Annotated in this window: 18 protein-coding genes and 1 pseudogene; 5 read left to right on the top strand and 14 right to left on the bottom strand. The window is 65.8% G+C overall.

The genetic code is table 11. The annotated features are described in order from the left end of the window. The first annotated feature begins 77 nt into the window (after positions 1-77). A complete protein-coding gene (locus KSS90_RS10710; RefSeq protein WP_217869348.1) occupies positions 78-2,204 on the top strand; it encodes a TonB-dependent receptor in 2,127 nt (708 codons plus the stop codon). A 31-nt stretch (positions 2,205-2,235) separates the two neighbouring features. On the opposite strand, the gene KSS90_RS10705 is transcribed toward KSS90_RS10710, so the two are convergent. The 5 genes and pseudogenes from KSS90_RS10705 to KSS90_RS10685 all read right to left on the bottom strand — a co-directional run bounded on the left by KSS90_RS10705 (position 2,236) and on the right by KSS90_RS10685 (position 7,767). Further along, entirely contained in the window at positions 2,236-3,174 is a 939-nt protein-coding gene (locus KSS90_RS10705; RefSeq protein ID WP_225933149.1) for a DNA-3-methyladenine glycosylase family protein, read from the bottom strand. 202 nt (positions 3,175-3,376) lie between these two features. Further along, positions 3,377-4,384, bottom strand: a pseudogene (locus KSS90_RS10700) (chitinase); the annotation flags it as partial. Positions 4,385-4,421: 37 nt separating this feature from the next. Further along, positions 4,422-5,057: a lytic polysaccharide monooxygenase auxiliary activity family 9 protein gene (locus KSS90_RS10695; protein ID WP_046855967.1), complete on the bottom strand. Its 636-nt coding sequence runs from the start codon at positions 5,055-5,057 to the stop codon at positions 4,422-4,424. A gap of 227 nt (positions 5,058-5,284) precedes the next feature. Beyond that, positions 5,285-6,973, bottom strand: coding sequence for a phospholipase D-like domain-containing protein (locus tag KSS90_RS10690; protein ID WP_217869345.1), 1,689 nt, complete (start codon positions 6,971-6,973; stop codon positions 5,285-5,287). 23 nt (positions 6,974-6,996) lie between these two features. Beyond that, positions 6,997-7,767 (bottom strand): ribonuclease T2 family protein, encoded by a 771-nt coding sequence (locus KSS90_RS10685; protein ID WP_217869344.1) that lies wholly within the window; start codon positions 7,765-7,767, stop codon positions 6,997-6,999. A gap of 154 nt (positions 7,768-7,921) precedes the next feature. Here KSS90_RS10685 and KSS90_RS10680 point away from each other — a divergent pair, with 154 nt between their 5' ends. Together KSS90_RS10680 and KSS90_RS10675 are read left to right on the top strand one after the other, a co-directional pair. Then, positions 7,922-8,101, top strand: coding sequence for a DUF2986 domain-containing protein (locus KSS90_RS10680; RefSeq protein WP_046855970.1), 180 nt, complete (start codon positions 7,922-7,924; stop codon positions 8,099-8,101). A gap of 25 nt (positions 8,102-8,126) precedes the next feature. Continuing rightward, positions 8,127-8,600, top strand: coding sequence for a VOC family protein (locus KSS90_RS10675; RefSeq protein WP_217869343.1), 474 nt, complete (start codon positions 8,127-8,129; stop codon positions 8,598-8,600). An 18-nt stretch (positions 8,601-8,618) separates the two neighbouring features. Here the strand turns inward: KSS90_RS10675 and KSS90_RS10670 are convergent, their stop codons facing one another. Continuing rightward, positions 8,619-9,440 (bottom strand): MipA/OmpV family protein, encoded by an 822-nt coding sequence (locus KSS90_RS10670; RefSeq protein WP_217869342.1) that lies wholly within the window; start codon positions 9,438-9,440, stop codon positions 8,619-8,621. Positions 9,441-9,825: 385 nt separating this feature from the next. Between KSS90_RS10670 and KSS90_RS25740 the strand changes: the two genes are divergently transcribed. Continuing rightward, positions 9,826-10,032, top strand: a complete 207-nt coding sequence (locus KSS90_RS25740) for a thioredoxin domain-containing protein (RefSeq protein WP_217869341.1) — start codon at positions 9,826-9,828, stop codon at positions 10,030-10,032. Here the strand turns inward: KSS90_RS25740 and KSS90_RS10660 are convergent. Further along, the gene (locus KSS90_RS10660; protein WP_217869340.1) at positions 9,935-10,819 is read right to left on the bottom strand and encodes a LysR family transcriptional regulator; all 885 of its coding nucleotides are present in this window, start codon (positions 10,817-10,819) and stop codon (positions 9,935-9,937) included. The two genes, KSS90_RS25740 and KSS90_RS10660, sit on opposite strands and share 98 nt — an antisense overlap. Before the next feature lie 298 nt (positions 10,820-11,117). Here KSS90_RS10660 and KSS90_RS10655 point away from each other — a divergent pair, with 298 nt between their 5' ends. Next, positions 11,118-12,110: an NAD(P)H-quinone oxidoreductase gene (locus KSS90_RS10655; protein WP_217869764.1), complete on the top strand. Its 993-nt coding sequence runs from the start codon at positions 11,118-11,120 to the stop codon at positions 12,108-12,110. A 1-nt stretch (position 12,111) separates the two neighbouring features. Here the strand turns inward: KSS90_RS10655 and KSS90_RS10650 are convergent, their stop codons facing one another. From KSS90_RS10650 to KSS90_RS10620, 7 genes are all read right to left on the bottom strand, one after another. Next, positions 12,112-12,822, bottom strand: coding sequence for a PA1136 family autoinducer-binding transcriptional regulator (locus tag KSS90_RS10650; protein WP_217869339.1), 711 nt, complete (start codon positions 12,820-12,822; stop codon positions 12,112-12,114). Further along, positions 12,819-13,673 (bottom strand): glyoxalase III HchA, encoded by an 855-nt coding sequence (gene hchA, locus KSS90_RS10645; protein WP_217869338.1) that lies wholly within the window; start codon positions 13,671-13,673, stop codon positions 12,819-12,821. The genes KSS90_RS10650 and hchA overlap by 4 nt, the downstream gene beginning before the upstream one ends. A 119-nt stretch (positions 13,674-13,792) precedes the next feature. Then, entirely contained in the window at positions 13,793-14,356 is a 564-nt protein-coding gene (locus KSS90_RS10640; RefSeq protein ID WP_217869337.1) for a nucleotidyltransferase family protein, read from the bottom strand. Then, positions 14,353-15,324 carry an XdhC family protein gene (locus KSS90_RS10635; RefSeq protein ID WP_217869336.1) on the bottom strand — a complete coding sequence of 324 codons (972 nt, stop codon included), beginning with the start codon at positions 15,322-15,324 and terminating at the stop codon, positions 14,353-14,355. The genes KSS90_RS10640 and KSS90_RS10635 overlap by 4 nt, the downstream gene beginning before the upstream one ends. Positions 15,325-15,327: 3 nt before the next feature. After that, complete coding sequence (locus tag KSS90_RS10630) at positions 15,328-16,539, bottom strand: cytochrome c (RefSeq protein WP_038705916.1); 1,212 nt, start codon at positions 16,537-16,539, stop codon at positions 15,328-15,330. Between the two features lie 2 nt (positions 16,540-16,541). Further along, positions 16,542-17,081, bottom strand: coding sequence for a (2Fe-2S)-binding protein (locus KSS90_RS10625; RefSeq protein ID WP_110702317.1), 540 nt, complete (start codon positions 17,079-17,081; stop codon positions 16,542-16,544). After that, the gene (locus KSS90_RS10620; protein WP_217869335.1) at positions 17,074-19,905 is read right to left on the bottom strand and encodes a xanthine dehydrogenase family protein molybdopterin-binding subunit; all 2,832 of its coding nucleotides are present in this window, start codon (positions 19,903-19,905) and stop codon (positions 17,074-17,076) included. Before KSS90_RS10620 ends, KSS90_RS10625 begins: the two co-directional genes overlap by 8 nt. Positions 19,906-19,945: the final 40 nt, after the last annotated feature.

Raw genomic sequence — 19,945 nt, 5'->3', positions numbered from 1 at the left:
CGCGTGCGCGTCTGCGCGCGCTTCGCCGTTGCGTGTTTTCCACCGGGATCCATTCTTTCCTGCAGCAGTGGAACGACATGTCCCGATTCAACAAGCTTCACTCCCTGGCGGCCTGCCTGGCCGTATCCCTGCCGGCGCTGGCCGATGATCATGCCGTGGCGCCCCTCACCCTGCCCTCCACGGCGATCACCGACACCCGCGAGCCGCAGGCTATCGACCTGGCCACCCCGACCCCGGCCGGCTCGCGCCTGAACCTCAGCGCCCTGGACACCCCGGCCAGCACCAGCAGCCTGACCGAAGCGCAGATCCAGCAGCGCAACAACCTGACCGTGCAGGACGCCGTGACCCGCTCGCCGGGCATCACCTTCATCGGCACGCCGGGCGACGGCGGCACCGGTCTGTCGGCCCGAGGCTTCACCGGCCAGAGCTCGGTGATGACGCTGTTCGACGGCTCGCGCCTGTATGCCGGCGCCGGCACCCTCACCTTCCCGGTCGATCCGTGGATGGTCGAGCGCATCGACGTGATCCGCGGCCCGGCCTCGGTGCTGTATGGCGAAGGCGCCACGGGCGCGGTGGTCAACGTGGTGCCGAAGAAACCGTTCGCCGGCGACATCCGCAACCACCTGCGCCTGGGCTATGGCTCCTGGGACCGCCAGCAACTGGGCCTGGACAGCGGCGGCAGCCTCAGCGAGCGCCTGAGCTACCGCGTCACTCTCAACCAGCAGGCGGGTAACGGCTGGGTCGATCGCACCGATTCGCGCAGCCTGGCCCTCAGCGCCGCACTGCGCTTCGACGCCAGCGACGACCTGAGCTTCACCCTCTCCCACGAACGCGGCGACGCGCAGCCGGCCAACTACTACGGCACCCCGCTGATCGACGGCCATTTGCGCCGCAGCGTGCGCGACAAGAACTACAACGTCAGCAACGACGTGCAGCGCTACCACGACGAGTGGACGCGCCTGACCAGCGACTGGACCCTGAGCGACAGCCTCAGCGCCCGCAACGAGCTGTACTACATCAAGAGCCGCCGGCACTGGCGCAACGCCGAGTCGTACGCCTGGGACGCCACCAGCGCGGTGGTCCAGCGAGGCAGCTTCCTGGAGATCAGGCACAACCAGGAACAACTCGGCGACCGCCAGAGCTTCAGCCTCGACCATGCGCTGTTCGGCCTGGCCAGCAAGACCGTGGTCGGCGTCGAGTACAACAAGATTCGCTTCAACGTCGACAGCAACTCGCCCTACCGTGATGGCGGCACTGACCCGCTCGATCCGTGGCAGCCGGCGCCTGGAGGCTTCCACAGCCTCAGCCCGACCCGAGCGCAGACGCTGTCCAAGGTCGACACCTTCGCCCTGTTCGCGGAAAACCGTACCCAGTTGACCGAGCGCCTGGCGCTGGTCACCGGCGTGCGCCGCGACCAGAACCACATCGACCGCAACGACCTGGTCAACGACACCCGCAGCGACCGCAGCCTGCGCGGCGGCAACTGGCGCGCCGGGCTGGTGTACGCGCTCAGCGACGACCTGTCGCTGTACGGGCAATACTCCACCAGCGAGGACGGCGTCGGCGACTTGCTCACCCAGCGCCCGAACAAGCGCCTGGACCTGACCGAGGCCAGGCAGACCGAGATCGGCCTCAAGCAGCGTTTCTGGGATGCGCGGGGCGAATGGACGCTGGCGGCCTATCACATCGTCAAGCGGAAGCTGCCGGTGTACAACCCGGTCACCCACGACAGCCAGCAGGCCGGCCAGCAGACCTCCGATGGCCTGGAGGCCAGCCTGGAGCTGGCGCTGGGCAAGCAGTGGCAGCTGTCGGCCAACGCGGCACTGGTGCGGGCCAAGTACGATGACTTCCTCGAGGAAGGCAACGATGGCTCGGTCCACGACCGCGCCGGCAACCGCCCCCAGGATGTGCCGCGGCGCACCGCCAACCTATGGCTGAGCAAGGGCTTCGGCCAGGCCCTGGACGCGGGCATCGGCCTGCGTTACGTAGGCGAACGCTACAGCAGTGCCGCCAACGATCAGCAGGTGCCGGGCTACACCGTGGTCGATGCCAACCTCGGCTGGCAGGTGCTGCCCGACGTACGCCTGGGCCTGCAGTTGAACAACCTGTTCGACCGCCAGTATGCCCAGTCGAGCTACAGCGGCGAGCAATGGCTGCTGGGGGCGCCACGTTCGTACTTCGCCACCCTCGACTACACCTTCTGAAGCATCGCGCCATCGGGGCCGCAGGATGCGATCAGCGCACGCTGCCCGGCCCCGCTTGCCAGGCGCGCAGCACCGCATAGCCACGCCAGGGCCGCCAGGCCTGCGCGGCTTGCGTTGCAGCGTTGGCGCCGCTCACTCCCAGGGCTTTTTGCAGTGCCACGTCGCCCGCCGGAAAGGCATCGGGCCAGCGCAGCGCGCGCAAGGCAATGTACTGCGCGGTCCAGTCGCCGATGCCCGGCAGGGTACGCAACCGGGCACAGGTGGCCGCGACGTCGACACCAGGGCTCAGGATCAGGCCGCCCACCAGCACTGCTTCGGCCAAGGCCTTGAGCGCCGCCTGGCGCTGGCGCGTGATGCCCAGTCGGCCTAGCTCGTCACCACTGGCCGCGATCAGCGCGGCGGGTGCGGGGAACAGGCGATCCAGGCTGGGGAAAGGCGTTGCGATGGGTTGCCCGAAGGCCGCGACCAGGCGAGCGCCCAGTGTGCGCGCAGCGGCCACGGTGATCTGCTGGCCCAGCACGGCGCGCACGGCCAACTCGAAACCATCCACCGTCCCCGGAACTCGCAGGCCCGCACCCGAAGGGAACGCACTGTGCAGCACGGCGTCGATGGCGAGCGGGTCGGCATCCAGGTCGAACGCGGCGCGCACGTGGTTGATCAGCGTGGGCAGGACGCCCGCCAGCGAATCGCTGATCCTCACCCGCGCCTGGTCGCGCGCCTCGTCGAAGGACACGCTCAACCAGCCGCAATATTCCTGACCGTCCTGTATGAGGCGCAGCGTACGGGTGTATGTGCCCTCCTCCACACACTCCACGCCGGGTATCGCCCGCAGGCGCAGAAAGCCGAGCATTGCCGCAGTGTCATAGGGCGGACGCCAGCCCAGGAAAAAACCGCCGTCCAAGCGCGCATCGTGCGCTTTCAGTGCCAGGTCGCAGGCGTCGTTTTCGGTGGTATCGATGATATTGGCCATGGGCGACATGGTAGCTCTTGTGCAGGGCGGCAACTCGCCATTTTCGCACCTGCGGCCCTATCGACCAGGCACAAAAAATCCGATGCCTCACGGCACCGGATTTTCATGTGGCGATCAAGCCGACAGGCCTCGACTGTCGGGCATCAGGCACGTCTGCCGGATGCTAGCTCGATCAGGCGTCGACGGACGCTGTGGCCTTGTTGCCACTGTTGATCAGCGGCCCGTAGCGCCGGCTGAACTCTTGGTTGTAAGGCACGTGGTTCTTGTTGACCCCGCTGTCCCAGTTGACCGACCAGGTCATCAAGCCCTTGATCGACACCCCTTTGGCATAGAGACGCTTGAACGCGTTGCTCACCGCCGTCGGGTTGATCACGTAGCCGGTGGCGGCTGCGTCGACGTTGGCCGGCAGGCCGATGACGAACTTGTCCGCCGGGATCCGGGTGAAGCCGCGGGTGCCACTGACCAGGCTCTCGGTCAGGTAGAACAGGAAGTCCTCCTTCATGGCATCGTTGTTCTGCGCGATCCAGGCGCCGTTGCCATTGTTGGCCTCCTGCACCCAGAGCCCGTCGCCCCCCTGGTTGTAGAACTGCGGGGCGATGAAGTCGTAGTACCCCTCCAGTGCCTTGAGGTAGTCGACGTAGCGCCCCGTGCTGGTCAGGTAGGGGAACTCCGGCGCCATGCTGATGATGAAATGCTTGCCCTCGGCGGCGTAGTGATCCTTCACCAGTTTCAGCGCGGCGGGCAGGACCGTCTTGTTGGCGGCGAAATCGATCGCGCTCTGTTCAAGGTCGATGTCCAGCCCGTCGAAACCGTAGGTTTCCACCAGGCGAATGATTTCATTGGCCAGTGGTTGTTCATGGCCCGGGTTCAGGGCGATATGCGCATCGGCGCCGCCCAGGGACATCAGCACCGCCCTGCCCTGGCTGTTGAGCACGCCCACCTGGCGCCGGAACTCGGCATCGGACAGGTTGTACGGCTTGAAGGTCGGTATGCCGCTGCCCTTCATGAAGGCCACGGCCACCACGTTGTAGTCGCGTGGCACCTCCTCCAGGCTCATGTTGGCGAACTGCCCACGCTGGTAACCATCCGCCGGGCCGGCCGGCCAGTTGTGCCAGTAACCCATGAGGATCTTCTTGCCCGCCAGGCTGGGCATCCGCGAGGCAGCGTCATCCTGCGCTGACTTGAGTTGGGTAAAGTCAATCGTTGTCATGTTCTAATCCTTCAGAACCTGTGTAGAACCCTCGGGCTTACTGGAAGTCGACGTCGAATGCCTGGTAGAAAGCGTTGCCGGTATTGGCGACGATCCACATCAGCACGATCACGTGACGGCCCTTTTTGTTGGCCGGCAGCTTCACTTCATGATCGACCTTGGCCTTCAGCTCGCCGGCATGGCTGTAGTACGGCACCTGCGGGTAGAAGTCCTCGGCGAACGGCTTGTCTTCCAGTTGCGCACGGGTGATGCGTTGTTTCGGGTCCCAGCCGTCCTTGGTGATCAGCCAGCGATAGCCGCGGGTGGTATGCGGCGCGGTGTAGCGCCAGGTCACCTTGAACACTTGCCCGGCGTCGACATTGATCAGCGGCCAGGTGAAGGCGCGGTTGAGCTTCTTGCCCATCTCCTCGTCGGTGAAGTTGACGCAGTCACGGGCATCGGTCTTGCCGCCGCTGAGGATGTAGCCATCGGCGGGCGGTGCGACGCTCGGGTTGTCCGACTGGAACGGCGCCGGGAACGGACCGGCGGCCAGCGCCGGGAAGTTTTTGCCGCCTTCCATTTCATCGACCTGCCAGCCGCTCAGCACGCCAAGGTCGATGGCGACGGCGCCGCGCGAGGCTGGGGTGGTGACACGACCGTGACGAAGCGGGTTTTGGTTTTCTGGTTGGTTCATCGTTGTAACTCCATGTGGTTTGAGAACTCTCCCTTTCCGAAGGAGAGGCCTTCAAACTAACGGAGCTGGATTTATTGTCCACGCAGCCATTTTGCGCCCGGAGGAACACCGGCAAGGAAAAACCCAATGAATACTGGTTATTTATACAGTACCGCTTGATTTCTCCTACCCATCCTCAAGCAAAAAACCTACACGCCAAGGTGGTGTCCAGCCCGGGCACAATCCTGTCAGCCAACAAAATAGTGCCGACGTTTCGAGCGGTAGTTCGACGGGTCGAGGTGCGCCGGCAGCCATTGCTCGACCCTCTCCTTCAGGTAGTTGCCCTGGCTGCCGGGCCGGGTCTGGTACCTTGCCGCCAGGTAGCGGGCGTAGTGATGGTCGAACAGGCGCATGAACTCGCCGAAGTAGATGTCCGCCACCCGGGTGTCGCCATGGATCACCAGCATGTTCTCATCGTTCTTCACCTGGGAGGCATCGCTGAAGTTCGCCGAGCCTGTCACCACCGTGGGCTGCTCGCCCAAGGGGTCGACCAGCATGTACTTGGTGTGGATGTAATCGTTACTGTTGAGCGGGTTGTCGCGTTCCTTCAGCGCGTTGACCAGGGCGTTGTCCTCGCTCAGATGGCTACCGGCAGCGAAGATGACGTCACCGTCGGTACCGATGTTTTCCGTCGCCCTGAGCGGATCGTCCTTGATCACGTAGCGCAGCACATCGTTCTGTGCCTGGAACACCGCCTGGAACTCGGCGGCGATTTCGAACGCGGCGGTGAAGCACACCAATTGACTGGCCGCACTCGCCAGGTCGGCGTACCACTGCAGGGTCTTGCGCGCCTGGGGCGCGTCCTTGTCTTCGCGCGGGCTGAACACGGGATAGGTACCCGGCTGCAATGGCAAGGCCGGCAGCGGGCTGGCCTGGGCGTTGGGCGTGCGCAACTTGCTCGGCGTCAGGTTGCGTTGCAGGCGTGTCCAGTAGTCGAGGTATTGCCGGGCGATCTCGGGGTCGTGGACCACATGCCCTACATTCGAATGACCGAAGATCCCACCGGCCGAGATGTTGGTCGAGCCGGTCCAGACACTGACCGGCTGGCCATACTCGAGCAGCACGATGAACTTGTTATGGCGGATACCCTCGCTGACCGTACGCGGATGAGCATGGGCGGCCAGGCCGGCCTGGGCAATGGTCGCCTGGTTCTCGGCCTTGTACTTGCTGGCCGCGTCGTAGACCACCTGCACGTCGCCCTGCCGCGCGGCGGCGCTCAGCGCCTGGGCGACCGGCAGGTAATGGAACTCGTAGAACGCCGCACGCAAGCCCATGCCCGGCCTGGCACCGCGTTCGATGAAGGCAAGCAGGGCCTCGTACAAGCCTCGCGACAGCCATCTCATCGGTTCGGATTGCGGCGCGTCGGGGTCGGGGGCGACGTTGTCGAACTCCCGGGCATAGGCCTGGGAGCCGATCACGCCACTGTTGAAGTACACGTCGTGGCGCACGCCCGCGCCTGCTGCCGCCGTGCTTTCGCAGCGCACCCGCACGGCCACCCCCAACGCGTCATCGACACGCAGGTTCTTCGGCTCGCCGAACACCGGTTGCACCGCATATTCGTAGTCGCCTTCGGCAGTGGCGGTGTAGTCCGCCCACTGGAAACTCTGGATGGGGTGCTCGCTGGTCGGCACCCGCGTGCCCGGGGGCAGCCCCTTGTCCTTGTCTGCGAAGCGTTTCAAACCACGCAGGTAGTAGCGGGTACGCACCTGGCCGGCCGCGTCGAACTGCTTGCGCTGCACGGCAAAGCCCAGCAGGTTCTGCTCGCCGACCAGCGTTGCAAGGCTCGGTGGCGTGACGAAGTCCCAGGCCAGCACCACCACATGGGTGCCGGCGATGGCGCGTATGCGTAGGTAGTCACCCGTGGCGGATGCTCGCATGGGAGGCGCTCCTTGCAGAAAGGTTACTGGTTGGGTGTGCGGACCTTGATCTGCTGGTTGTCGGGAGTCCCGCCGGCTGGGCACGGCATTGGGCCGAGCTGTTTGTCCAGACAGACCCAGAGCTCTTTCAGGCGGTTGCCCGAACCCACCGATACCCGCAGGCTCTGCGCAGGCAGCGCGGGGTTATGGGCCAGGAACGCCTGCTTGATGTCGCTCACCCTGGCGTCCACCAACTGGTTGGGGCCCGCTTCGCTGTCGAGCATTTCTTGCAGAGTAGGCCGATGCAGCGAGTCGTAGACTCGCTGGATATCGGCAAAGTAACGCTCCGGCGACGACCAGCCGCAGGTGCCGTGGGCTTGCCATTCGTTCTGCATCAGGTCCGGCCCGGGCATCATGCACAGGTGCTGCCTGACCAAGGGCGCCGGTAGCGAACCGACTGTCTGGCAGTTGCGCGGATGATCCTGGTTGGACCTGGCGTAGCCATTTTGCGGCCACAGGCCGTGCACCACCCATTCGAAACGATTGCCCGAGAAGCACTGGAAGGCATGCTTTTCGCGTTGCGCCTTGGGCTTGTTGCGCTGGGCTTCACAATGCTCCGGCGACCAAGACAGCACCAGGGCCAGGTAATCGGTAGGCAGGCCCTTGTTGACGTAATCCACCGGGCGGGCCGGCGCAGGCTCGACGTTGTCGGGCAACACGCAGATCTGCTCGGCGAAGGTGGGTGAGGCGGCGGCGGCCAGGCAGCCAAAGAGCAGCGCTTTCAGGTAGGTTGCAGATTGTGGTGTCCATTGCATGATGACCTCCTTGTCGGGTGCGACAGGCTCCGTGCCTGTCGCTCGGTTAAACCGGTCAGGTGATGGTGTAGCGCGAATATGACGATTCGTCAGTGGCGGTTTGCTGTATCGTTCGCCCCTGCGGCAGCATCCAGCGTCAATCAAGTGGAACAACATGAACCGTCGTAAAAAGATCAACCAGCTGTTGAAAGCCCACGCCAAGAAGGCCAGCGCCAAGTTGGCGCCGAAAAACCGGAACCCCTACATCTCCAAGGCCGACCGGTTGAAACTGGCGGCCGAGGCCGGCCAGCCCGAAGCAGATTCGGTGAGCGACGTCGCGCCGGCACAGCCCTGAACCTTTCGCACGAGGGAGCAATGCGATGGACCTCAAGTTCAGCCACGTTGATGTGCTGGTCGCCGATCTGCACGCCGCCTGTAGCTATTACGCGCAGGTGCTGGGCGCCGACATTTCCAGAACGCTCGTCTGGGAACGCGGCGGGCTGCATGTCCACTATGCAATCGCCCGAGTCGGCCAGGAGCGCTTCATGTTGGTCCAGCCGTTGGCGGGTAACCTGAAAGACCTGCTCGATACCCAGGGCGAAGGCATGATCTACCGCCACTGCTACTCCACGCCGGACATCGAGCAGGCCTATGACCAGCTGACGGCCAACGGCATCCAGCCCGAGGACGAGAACGGCAAGCCACTGGCACGCGAGCACCTGCAATCGCCCGCCGGGGCCCGCATCATCTGGTTGCCGAAGCGTTTCGGGCATTTCTCGATCGAGATCATCGAGGCGCAGGCGCTCGAAGCCTTCATCGAGGACGCTTTCAGCGCCCCGGTCGCTGCTGGCTGACGGCAGGCCCATCCGGTGTCAGAAGCTGTACTGCACCCCGACGGTGGATGTGACTGGCGTGTCCTGGCGGACGATCGGGCTTTCGCGGACCTGGTCGGTGTAATGCATGACATTCACGCTGGCGATGGTCGACCAGTGCGGGTCGAACCGATGCATCCATGACAGCTCGCTCGAATAGGCATAGATGCCTTTGTCGGCCTTGTATGGATCGAACGCGGTGTTGTCGCTTTGCTGGCCGGTGACACCGAAGTAGGTCTGGTTGTACTTCGCCTGCCCGGCATGGGCATTGAAGCCCAGCGTCACCGTGTCGGCATTGCTGTGGTGGAGCGTGCTCAGCAGGCCGAACTGATAGCGGTTGCCGCGTTTGTAGCCACCGGTCCGCAGTTCGGCCTCGGCGGTGAGCGCCAACCAGGGCAGGACCTGCTGGGCGAGGTTGATGTCGACAACCGTCGCGCCGCCCACCTCGCCCATACCCTTCAGCTGGTCCCCCCCGTTGCGGTACTTGCTGTCACCGTCGGCACGGCCGAAGTCATAGCCCAGCGCCAGGCTGGCGCTGAAGCCATTGTCGAACTGATGCTGGACGCCCACCCCGCCAAGGCTGTCGGCGAAAAAGATGCCGCGCTGGATCGACACCGAGGGCAGTAAATGCCCCTGGCGGCCCTTCGCGCCCATGTAGCGCGGCGCGGTGTGCAGGGCGAAGCCTGCGCTGACCTGGGTCTCGTCGCCCCAGAGGGTGTCCAGCGCGGACTGCTCCTGAGCGCTGGCCTCGGTGGAGGCGACGGCCAGATTGAGGGCGAATGAGGCACCCAGTACGTTGCGCAGGGAGGTTGTTTTGAACATGCTCACGACTCGTTGGATAAAGGTTTCGACAGGCGTGCGAAATACACCGGCGCCGGGGCGCCGAAAGGCGTATTGCAACTGGGGTAAACTCTAGCGAGGGACTGTCAACATTCCTTCCAGCGATTATCAAGGTCCTGTGAAGATGGATGAATGTTCGGGGCTTGAACAAAAAATCCCGAAAACCGATTTGGCGACGGGCTGCTGCGAACGGACAGGAAAAAAATGTGCTCGCAGCCATACTTGGTTGAAACAGCACGGAGGCTTGGAATGATGATTATCAACGAACTCACGCACCGGACGACCCGGCAAACCTCCGCTTGCAGACAACTGAAACGAAATCGCCGGAGCGCGCGGCTGCACCCCGCAAACGCTGGGCTATAAAGCGTTGGCGGAATCGTTCCTTGCCTGGGGCTACCGAATCTATGGCCTGTCTACGCAGAGCAGTACCTACCAACAGGAACTTGTCGCACGCCTGCAACTGACATTCCCGATGCTCAGCGACGAGCACCTGGCACCTCAACCGCAAACGCCCTTACCAACTGCTCGATCACCGCGCGCACCCGCGCCGTGTGGCGCAAGTCCTGGTGAGTGACCATCCACACCTCGTAGGGTTGGCTGCGCGTACGCTGTGGCCAGACCCGCCGCAAGCCGTCACGCTGCCCCAACTCCACCGGGATCTCCCCCAGGCCCAGGCCTTCGGCGATGCCACGGCGCAGCATCATGCTGGCGTTGGCCGCCATCACCACCCGCCCCTCGCCCATGGGCACGTCCACCAGGGTCGGTTCGGCGCGGTCGCGCCAGTACGGCTCGTACACCACCAGGTCGTGGCCGGCGAAGCTACCCTCCTCCGGCACGCCCCGCCGCGCCAGGTAATCCGCCGAGGCGAACAGGCCCATCTGCCAGCTGGCCAGCTTGCGCAGCACCAGGTCGGGGCTGTCCGGGCGCTGGTTGCGGATGGCGATGTCGGTTTCGCGTTGCGACAGATTGACGATCTCCGAGCTGCCGCTGAGCACCACGCGCACCTCGGGATGGGTCTCGTGTACCTGCCGCAGCGCGGGAATGACAAACTCCAGGGCCAGGGAGTCGGTGGTGGCGATGCGCACCTCGCCGGCCTCCTCGTTGTCCGCGCCGCGGGTTCGGCGGGCCAGTTCCAGGGCCGCCTGTTCCATCTTCTGCGCCATTTCCACGGCCACTTCACCGATGGCGGTCAACTGGTAGCCGGCCGGCGTGCGCAGGAACAAGGTCGAGCCCAGGTCCGCCTCCAGCGCCGCCACCCGCCGGCCCACCGTGGCCTGGTCGACCCGCAGCACCCGGGCGGCGCGGCGCAGGGTCTGTTCGCGGCTCAAGGCCAGCAGCATGCGGGCATCATCCCAGTTCATTGGTCCACTCCTGATTGGGGGCGCGCTGCGCCCCATCGCTGGCAAGCCAGCTCCCACAGGGATCACCTGTACATTGTGGGAGCTGGCTTGCCAGCGATGAGGCCAGCACAGGCAACACAAAACCGCTTCCCACAACAATTCGCAGGGATGCGGCAGGCTGAAGAAAATCTGCAAAGGTGCGTCGCAAAATCGCCGCGCGACCGGGCAACCCGGCTTGCATACCCTGTGACGCAACGGGCCGACACGGCCTTTCTTCAGAATGACAGAGGTCTTCATGCGTCACATCATCCCCAGCCAAATGAACGCCATCGACATCACCCGGCCAGGCGGCCCCGAGGTCCTGCAGGTCGCCAGCCATGCCACGCCCCAGCCAGGCCCGCGCGAAGTGCTGGTGCAGGTGCATGCCGCTGGCGTCAACGGCCCCGACCTGCTGCAGCGCAAGGGCCTGTACGATCCACCCGCCGGCGCGCCGGCCATCCCGGGCCTGGAGATCGCCGGCAAGGTGGTGGCCATCGGCGAGCACGTCCGTCACTTTGCCCTCGGCGATGCCGTGATCGCCCTGGTCCAGGGCGGTGGTTATGCCGAGTACGCCGTGGCCGACGAACGCACCACCGCGCACCTGCCGGAAAACCTGTCGATGGTCGAGGGTGCGGCGCTGCCGGAAACCTTCATGACCGTGTGGGTCAACCTGTTCCAGCGCGGCGGCTTCAAGGCCGGTGAAAGCGTGCTGATCCATGGTGGCGCGTCGGGCATCGGCACTACCGCGACGCAGCTGGCCCGGGCCTTCGGCGCGGCGAAGATCTTCACCACGGTCAATGGCGCCGGGCAACAGGCCGCAAGCCTCGAACTTGGCGCCGACGTGGCCATCGACTACACCCGCGAGGACTTCGTCGAGCAAGTCATGGCGCACACCGATGGCAAGGGCGTGGATGTGATCGTCGACATCATCGCCGGCGACTACGTGGCGCGGAACTTCAGGGCCGCCGCCATGGACGGACGCATCGTGCAGATCGGCGTGGTCAAGGGCCCGGCCACCGAGGTCGACCTGTTCCCGCTGTTGACCAAGCGCCTGACCCATATCGGCTCGACCCTGCGCGCGCGCAGCGCCGACGACAAGGCGGCGATCCTCGGCGAGCTGCAGGCCAAGGCCTGGCCCCACGTACGCAGCGGCGCGGTCAAGCCGCTGATCCACGCCACCTTCCCGCTGGCCGCGGCCAGCCAGGCCCATGAATTGATGGAGTCTGGACGGCATATCGGCAAGGTGGTGCTGAACGTCGCGCACAAAGGCTGAGTCAGTCGAGCGCACCGCTGCCCAGGGCGATCCTGATCGCCTGGGCGGTGGTGCTCACCCCCAGACGCCGGCGGGCGGCGCGCAGGTGGTTTTCCACCGTGCGCAGCGACAGTCCGAGGGTGGCGGCGATATCGGCCTGGCGCTGCCCGGCGGCGGTCCAGGCCAGGACCTGGCGCTCACGCTCGGACAAACGCCCCTGGCCGCTGGGCGCTTCCAGCAACCGCCGAGCACCCGCGAACGCGGCCTGGGCCAGCAGCGTCAGAGCCAGCCGTGCGGCAGGTGTCGCCACGACCTGCGCGCCACCGAAACTCATGGCGCCCTCCAGGCCTGCGGGACCGAACACCGGCACCTGCAAGCCGTGGATACCCGGCCCGCTCGGCGTTCGTACCACGCGGTAACGCTCGTTGCCATCGTCCAGCCGCTTGCTCCAGAAGAACGGCTCGCGTGCCGCCAGTAGGTGACGGGTCACCGGACAGTGGCGCACGTAGGTCTGGGCGTCGACCGCCTGGCCATCGCCGAACCAGTCCCCCTCCACCCAATGGATACGCTCGACCACCTCATCCCGCGCAGCGCTGGCGCTGAACAGCACGAAACGGTCATAGCCCAGCGGCCGCGCGACATTGCGCACGGCCGACTGGATATCCGCGAGATCGGTGGCCTGCGCGATCCGCTGAACGGCTTGCACCAGCTGATCGAACGGCTGGTCCCTCATCCGCCGTTGACTGCCTTGAGCAACGCCGAGGCGGCCAGCTTGCCCAGGGCATTGCCGGCCAACGGACTGTCACCGGTGAGCAGCTTGCGGTCCTGGTGGACGGCACCGGAGATACCCTCGTTGATGATCTCGACGCCCTGGGCCTGCAGGCGTTCGCCGAACTTCCAGGTCAGGTGGCCGGGCATGTAGCCGATGTCCGGGGTCTTGGCATCCAGATCGTCAGGGAAGGCGCAGATCTTGTAGCCGTCGTAGAGCTTGTCGCCGGCCAGCAGCGCCGCCGGGCCGTGGCATAGGGTGATGACGAACTTGTCGTGTTCCGCCGCCCATTTCAGCACTCGCCCGACTTCCTCGCTTTCCGGCAGGCCGATCAGCGCGCCGTGGCCGCCCGGGATGAACACACCGATATAGTCCGAGTCCTCACCCAGGGCCTGTTCCAGCACATCGGCGAGCTTGCGCGGCTGCTTGAACGCTGGTTTGTAGCGATCGAACAGGCCCAGCACCTCGGTGTCCTCGCCGGGCATGGCCCAGTATTCGAACTTGACCGGGTTGCCCGACAGGGTCGCGACGTCGAAGGCGAAACCGGCCTTGTCGAGGTGGTACATCGGCAGCAGGGTTTCCACCGGGTGGTTGCCGGTGGAGAACAGCGTGCCGTTGTCGGTGAGCAGGTAGCGCTCGTCGGCGCCGATCAGCAAGACCTTCCAGCGTCCGCCGCGGTAAGCGTCGGGATAGTCGGCGCCGCTGAGGTCGGACTTGCGCGAGGTGAACTGGCTGAGGGAATACGGCGAAGGGAAGAAGGCGTTGTCCTCGGCCGCGTCGGGCGTTGGGCGTTTGTCGTCGTTGGGGCTGGTCATGGTAGTGCTCCTGTGGCCTGGGGTAGGTAACCGGATCCATGCTAGGAGGCCGCCGGATGAGCGGCAATGAGGGTTTTCCCTCAATGGCGGCGTCGGTGACGGGGCGGCCCCAGGGCAGTCTAGCCGAGCGCCGAGGGCGTATCGACGTCGCGCAGCACACCGCTGTCCTGCAGTTCCAGGAGCAAAACGCTGTTCACATGCCGCCGCAGCACCGAGCGCGCGCCTTCATCACCGGACAACTGGCCAAGCTCGGCCCAGTAATCCCGGCCGAACACCACCGGGTGGCCGTTCTGCCCCTGATGACGCGGCACCACGATGACCGAGGGCGCCGCCGATGCGAGCAGACGACGGAAGGTCGCCGCCCCGATCCACGGCATGTCGCCGAGCAGGATAGCGACCGCCTGCGCTTCACTGTCACCCAGCGACGCCGCGCCGGCCGCCAGGCTATGGCCCATGCCCAGGCCTGCCTCGGGGCTGTGGACGACCCGGCAGGCCGACGGCAATCCAAGATCCTCGGCCCGCTCGCCTGCGCGCAGCACCACGCGTACCTCGTCGAACACCGCCAGGGCGCGCTCGACGCTGTGCTGCAGCAGGCTGCGCCCATCGGCCATCAGGGCCTGGCGCTTGTCCGCGCCGAAGCGCGCGCCCTGCCCGGCCGCCAGCACCAGGGCAACGACCTTCACAAGGCCTCGCGGGCGATGCCGCTGCGGGTCCGCAGGATATCGGCGAGCACCGCCAGGGCGATCTCCGCCGGCGTCTTGCTGCCCAGGTTCAGGCCGATCGGCGCATGAATGCGCGCCATGTCGGCATCACCCAGCTCGCCGATACGGCGCAGGCGCTCACGACGCTTCGCCGACGTGGCCTGTGAGCCCATCACACCGATGTAGAACGCTTCGGTACGCACCGCTTCGAGCATGGCCAGGTCATCGATCTTGGGGTCGTGGGTAAGCGCCACCACCGCGGTGTCGCGATGGCAGCCGCCGTTGGCGATGAACAGCGAAGGCAGTTCACGACGGATTTCTATCCCGTCCAGCGCCACGTTGTCCATCACCTCGTCGCGAGGGTCGCACAGCACCACCTCGAAGCCCAGGCCCTTGCCGAATTCGGCGCAGAAATGCGCGACGCTCGAATACCCTGCCAGCAACAGGCGCTGAGCGGCGCCGATGCGCAGGCGCACGCAATGCTCGCCACGCTCCACCCGTGGTCCCTGGCCGAGGTCGTCGCTCAGGCGCCGTTCACCGCTGCGCAGGTCGACCTCGCGCAACAGCCGCCGACGCCCGAGCAAGGCGCTCTCCAGCTCGGCAAGATGCGCCTGGGTGGCGCAGTCGCCGGGCAGGTTCTCCACCAGCACGTCGAGAATGCCGCCGCACGGCAGGCGAATGTTGCCGCGGGTGTCGCTGCCGTCGCCATAGCGCACCACGGCAACCGCCGTGGCGAACTCGCCGACGGCGACCCGCTCGAGGAAGTCATCCTCGACACAGCCGCCCGACAGCGACCCCACCCACTGCCCGCCCTCGCTCACCGCCAGCAGCGAGCCCGGCGCGCGCGGCGCCGAGCCATAGGTGCAGAGCACGCTGCACAGCCACACGCGCATCCCGTCGCGCGACCATTGCGCCGCCTGGCGCACCACCTGCAGGTCGAGATGCTGCACGGGTCAATCCGCCTTCAGCTGGGCCAGCTGCTGGGTGGTCAGGTCGCCCGGCAGGCCGCCCCAGGCTTCGCGCAGGTAGTTGACCATATCGGTCAGCTGCTGGTCGTCGAGCTTGTCGGCAAAGCCCGGCATCGGCTGCATGCGCTCGAAGCCGGTGAACTGCTGTTCGCGGATGCCGTCGACGATGGCCTTGACCAGGTTGCGCGAGTCGGCCTGGCGCAGCACGGTGTTGCCCTGCATGGCCACGGCAATGTGCGGCTTGCCCTCGCCATCGCCGCCGTGGCAGCCGGCGCAGACATTGAGGTACTGCTGGCGGCCACGCTTGGCGCTCTCGCCCAGGGTTTCATGGGCCACCGCCTGCACCACCTTGGCCGCCGGCGGCTGGTCGCCCAGCAGGTAGGTGGCCATGGCCGACAGGTCGCTGTCTTCAAGATGCTGGGTGCTGTGGTGCACCACCGGGTACATCTCGTTGAACATGCTGCCCTGGGCGCTGATACCGTGCTTGAGGAAGGTCGCCAGGTCGGCCTGGTTCCAGCCGCGGTCGGCCAGGTCCTGGGCCAGCAGGCTCGGCGCGAGGTAGCCCAGCAACAGGCCGCCGGTCAGGCGCTTGTCCTGCTGCAGCGCGCCGATGGGGTTGCGCGGAGTGTGGCACTCGCCGCAATGGCCGAGCACTTCGACCATGTACTGGCCGCGCTTCCACGCCTCGCTGTTGCCCTTGCCCTCCTCCAGCTGCACGCTCTTGCCGTACAGCAGGTTCCAGCCCATCAGGCCGGTGCGCACGTTGAACGGGAAGCTCAGGCTGGTTTCCGGCGCCGGGCGGTTGATTGGCGCCACGCTCATCAGGTAGGCGTGGATCGCATCGGAATCCTCGCGCTTGATCAGGTGGTACGAGGTGTAGGGCATGGCCGGATAGAGGTTGGCGCCGTCCTTGCGCTTGCCCTCGGTGAGGGCGGCGAAGAACTCGTCGCTGCTGTAGTTGCCGATGCCGTGCTGCTTGTCCGGGGTGATGTTGGTGCCGTAGATGGTGCCGAACGGCGAATGGATCGGCAGACCGCCGGCGTAGGGCGCGCCACCTTCGGCGGTGTGGCAGGCCATGCAGTCGGCGGCGCGGGCGAGGTACTCGCCGCGCTTGATCAATGCCTCGTCCGCCGCCTGCACGTTGCAGGCGACCAGCGCGCCAATGGCCAGGGCCAGGCTGCTCAGAACTCGCGTCATGCTCAACCCTCCTTGACCAGGCCGAGGTCGCCCAGCACGTCGCGGGTCGCCTCGTAGTAGCGCACATAGCCGGTGCAGCGGCACACATGGTGGCCGAGGCTGGCTTCGATGGCCTGCTCCAGCTCGCTCTTCTTCAGCGGCTTGCGCTGGGCCTTCTCCACCAGCACCGTGGCGGCGTTGACGAAGCCTGGGGCGCAGTAGCTGCACTGGAAGGCGAAGCGGTCGACGAACTTCTGCTGGATCGGGTTCAACTCGGTGGGGTTGCCCGCCTCGTCGCGTTTGGCGTGGCCTTCGATGGTGCGCACTTTCTTGCCCTCGAAATAGTGCGCGCCGGTGATGCAGGTGCGCACTTCCTCGCTGGTGCCGTCGGGGTTGTCGACGATCACCACGCAGGCGTGGCAGATGCCCTGGCCGCAGCCCAGGCGCGAGCCTGTGAGGTTCTGGTATTCGTGCAGGTAGTCGATCATCGCCAGGTCATCGGGGACCACCTCGGTGACGACAGATTGACCGTTGAGGGTCAGTTGCAGCTTGCGGTCAGCCATTGAGGGCCTCCTTGACGCGGGCGGGGGTGATGGGCAGGTCGCGGATACGCTTGCCGATGGCATGGGCCACGGCATTGCCGATGGCGCCGACCACCGGGATCATCACCACCTCGGCGATGCCCTTGGACGGGTCGGTCGGCGACAACGGCGGCAGGATCTCGGAGGTCTGCTTCCACACCGCCACATGCCGGGCCATCGGCAGGCGGTAACGGTTGAAGTTCCAGTCGCCCTCGCCCGGGCCACCCTCGTACAGCGGCATCTCTTCCAGCAGTGCATGGCCGATGCCCATGGCGATACCGCCCTCGAGCTGGCCCTTGACCAGCTCGGGCACCAGCACCCGGCCGCACTCGACCCAGCTGTGGTGGTTGAGCACGCTGACCTCGCCGCTGCCCTTGTTCACCTTGACCTCGACGATGGTCGCCACCGGGCTGTAGTAGGTGACCATGGCGTTGTTCAGCTGGGTGGCCGGGTACTCGGCGTTCTGCCGGTCGAGCAGGTGGAAGCCGGCGCTGTTCATCTGCGCCTTCTTCGCGTTCACCGCGCCGTCGCCATACTTCACCGCCAGCGCATCGAGCGGCAGGCGCTCGCGCACGCCGTCGATGACGAAGTCGGCCTCGGCCCAGCTCCAGCGGTTGAAGCCATGCACGCTGACGCCGGTAATCAGGCCCATCTCATGGGCCTTCTTCGCAAGCTCCGCGAACGGGATCGGCGCCAGACCGTTGCCGGTCAGCGCGCCGTTGACCCATACCGCGTTCTCGCGGCGCACCACCAACGGGTTGGCCTGGCCGCCGAACGGGCCCTGGCTCCACAGCGCCATGGCCGCCGGCCACAGGCCGTGGTTGAACAGCACCCGGGCCGCCTCGCGGGTGGCGTGGCTGAAGTAGAACGCCGAGTTGGTCGCCGACGACGGCGAGGCCAGCTTGCCGACCCAGCGCGGGTTGCGCAGCGCGGCGTCCTGCTCGGCCTGGCTGATCAGATAGGGGTTGCCGCTGGTGCTCAGTTGCAGCTCAGGCCATTCGGTCTGTGCGGTCTGCACATGGTCGGCGACGCGGCCGAGGAAGTCGCTGACCACCAGGGCCTGGGAGGTCGACATGCCGGTGCCCAGCTCGGTACCGATATGACGCAGGGTAATCTGGCCATCGGCGCTGAACTCGACCGCCGCCATCGGCGCTTCGGAGCCGGTGCCGAAGTCCTTCTGGGTGATGGCGAAGCCCACGCCGTACCAATTGTCGTGGTCCTTGGCGTCTTCGGCCTGCTTGCGCGCATGGCGGTTCTTCCACCACTCATGCTCCGCGGCCTTGTCGAGGATCTCGTGCAGGCGCAGGGCACCGGCGGGCACCGCGCCCTGGGTGTTCTTCATGCCCGACTTGAGCGCGTTCTTGCGGCGCAGCTCGATGGCATCCACGCCCAGGCGATCGGCGATCTCGTCGACCATCATCTCGGTGGCGGCCATGCTCTGCAGGGTGCCGTAGCCGCGCATGGAGCCGGCCTCGACGCCGCGCGAGTGGTAGGCGGTGACCGACAGGTCGTTCTGCGGCATGTAGTAGATCGACTGCGCCGCGGTGGCACCTACCGCGGCCACCGACGGGCTGTAGTTGATGCGCCCGCCGCCGTCGACGGTCATGTCGGCGCGGAAGATCTTGAAGCTCAGGTCGTTCTTGTCCACCGCCAGCTGGTAACGGATGTCGAACGGGTGGCGCTTGATGCCGCTCTGGAACTGCTCGTAGCGGTCGTTGGCCAGGCGAATCGGCACGCCCGCGCCGTACAGGGCGGCGACGGCGGCGTAGAACACGAAGATGTTGTTGTCCTTGGAGCCGTAGCCGACGGTGTAGCCCGGGTGCATGCTCAGGTGCTTCAGGCCGAAACGCGACGGCTTGATCATATGCACGCACTCCTGCGCCACTTCGAACGGGCACTGGGTGGCGACGACGAAATGCAGGGTGCCGGTGGCGACATCGAACCAGCCGTTGCCGTTGTCCGGCTCGAGGGCTGCCGGTTCGATGGACGGGGTCTTGTAGCGCTCGTCGAACAGCAGCCACTCTTCCGGCGGCTGTTTGAGCTGCTCGTCGATACGCTGGGCGTAGAACATGCCTTGTTCGGTGAGGGTGCCATGCTGCTTGGGCTCGGCGGTCCATACCGGCTTGCGCGCCAGGATGGTCGGGAACAGCATGGTGTTCTTCAGGCTCGAGTATTCGTCGTCATCGAACGGCGTCTTGCCGCCCACGCGCACGAAACGGAAGCTGCCGTAGGGGTCGCGCTGGTACAGCGGCGCCTGGGCGCCGTAGCGGATCGCCTGGTCGTTGAACTGCAGCTTGAGCTTGGCCTTGCGGAAACGCTCGAAGTCGTTCCAGATCAGGATCGCCACCGGGTGACCGATGAACATCGGCACCTGGCCGGGCGGCAGCAACGGATCTGGCGAATGGGCTTCGGGCCAGGCGATGCCGTCCTTCTTCAGGTCATCGGCGGTGACGATGCGGTCCGGCTGCAGCTCGGCGCCCAGCAGCGACAGGTCATAGCCCGCGTAGATGCGGTCGGCCTTGGTCGCCTTGAGCAGCATGGCGTGGCCTTGCTGCTGGGGCCAGCCAGGCATGTCCTTGGCGCGGATATCGCGGGCGAACACCTTGTTGCCGCAGACCTTGGACAGTGCGTCATTACGGAAACGCGCCTTGCCGTCGTGGTTCATCCACTTCTGCGGCGAGGTGGTGACCTTGTTTTCCATCAGGGCGGCGAAGGCCTGGCTGCCGAGCGGCGCCAGGGTCACGCCGACACCGGCGATCAGCCCGCCTTGCAGGAACGAGCGCCGGGAAATATCACGGTTGGACATGGTTGATCCTCTGGGCAGCTCTTGGGTTGCCCATGCTTTT

It is taken from the genome of Pseudomonas maumuensis, assembly GCF_019139675.1.
Lineage (GTDB): Bacteria > Pseudomonadota > Gammaproteobacteria > Pseudomonadales > Pseudomonadaceae > Aquipseudomonas > Aquipseudomonas maumuensis.
This window is presented reverse-complemented; position numbering and strand designations above follow the sequence as displayed.

Coding starts and splice junctions, on each gene's coding strand:
- KSS90_RS10710 (WP_217869348.1), top strand. CDS start 78: ATGTCCCGATTCAACAAGCTTCACTCCCTGGCGGCCTGCCTGGCCGTA.
- KSS90_RS10705 (WP_225933149.1), bottom strand. CDS start 3,174: ATGGCCAATATCATCGATACCACCGAAAACGACGCCTGCGACCTGGCA.
- KSS90_RS10695 (WP_046855967.1), bottom strand. CDS start 5,057: ATGAACCAACCAGAAAACCAAAACCCGCTTCGTCACGGTCGTGTCACC.
- KSS90_RS10690 (WP_217869345.1), bottom strand. CDS start 6,973: ATGCGAGCATCCGCCACGGGTGACTACCTACGCATACGCGCCATCGCC.
- KSS90_RS10685 (WP_217869344.1), bottom strand. CDS start 7,767: ATGCAATGGACACCACAATCTGCAACCTACCTGAAAGCGCTGCTCTTT.
- KSS90_RS10680 (WP_046855970.1), top strand. CDS start 7,922: ATGAACCGTCGTAAAAAGATCAACCAGCTGTTGAAAGCCCACGCCAAG.
- KSS90_RS10675 (WP_217869343.1), top strand. CDS start 8,127: ATGGACCTCAAGTTCAGCCACGTTGATGTGCTGGTCGCCGATCTGCAC.
- KSS90_RS10670 (WP_217869342.1), bottom strand. CDS start 9,440: ATGTTCAAAACAACCTCCCTGCGCAACGTACTGGGTGCCTCATTCGCC.
- KSS90_RS10660 (WP_217869340.1), bottom strand. CDS start 10,819: ATGAACTGGGATGATGCCCGCATGCTGCTGGCCTTGAGCCGCGAACAG.
- KSS90_RS10655 (WP_217869764.1), top strand. CDS start 11,118: ATGAACGCCATCGACATCACCCGGCCAGGCGGCCCCGAGGTCCTGCAG.
- KSS90_RS10650 (WP_217869339.1), bottom strand. CDS start 12,822: ATGAGGGACCAGCCGTTCGATCAGCTGGTGCAAGCCGTTCAGCGGATC.
- hchA (WP_217869338.1), bottom strand. CDS start 13,673: ATGACCAGCCCCAACGACGACAAACGCCCAACGCCCGACGCGGCCGAG.
- KSS90_RS10630 (WP_038705916.1), bottom strand. CDS start 16,539: ATGACGCGAGTTCTGAGCAGCCTGGCCCTGGCCATTGGCGCGCTGGTC.
- KSS90_RS10625 (WP_110702317.1), bottom strand. CDS start 17,081: ATGGCTGACCGCAAGCTGCAACTGACCCTCAACGGTCAATCTGTCGTC.
- KSS90_RS10620 (WP_217869335.1), bottom strand. CDS start 19,905: ATGTCCAACCGTGATATTTCCCGGCGCTCGTTCCTGCAAGGCGGGCTG.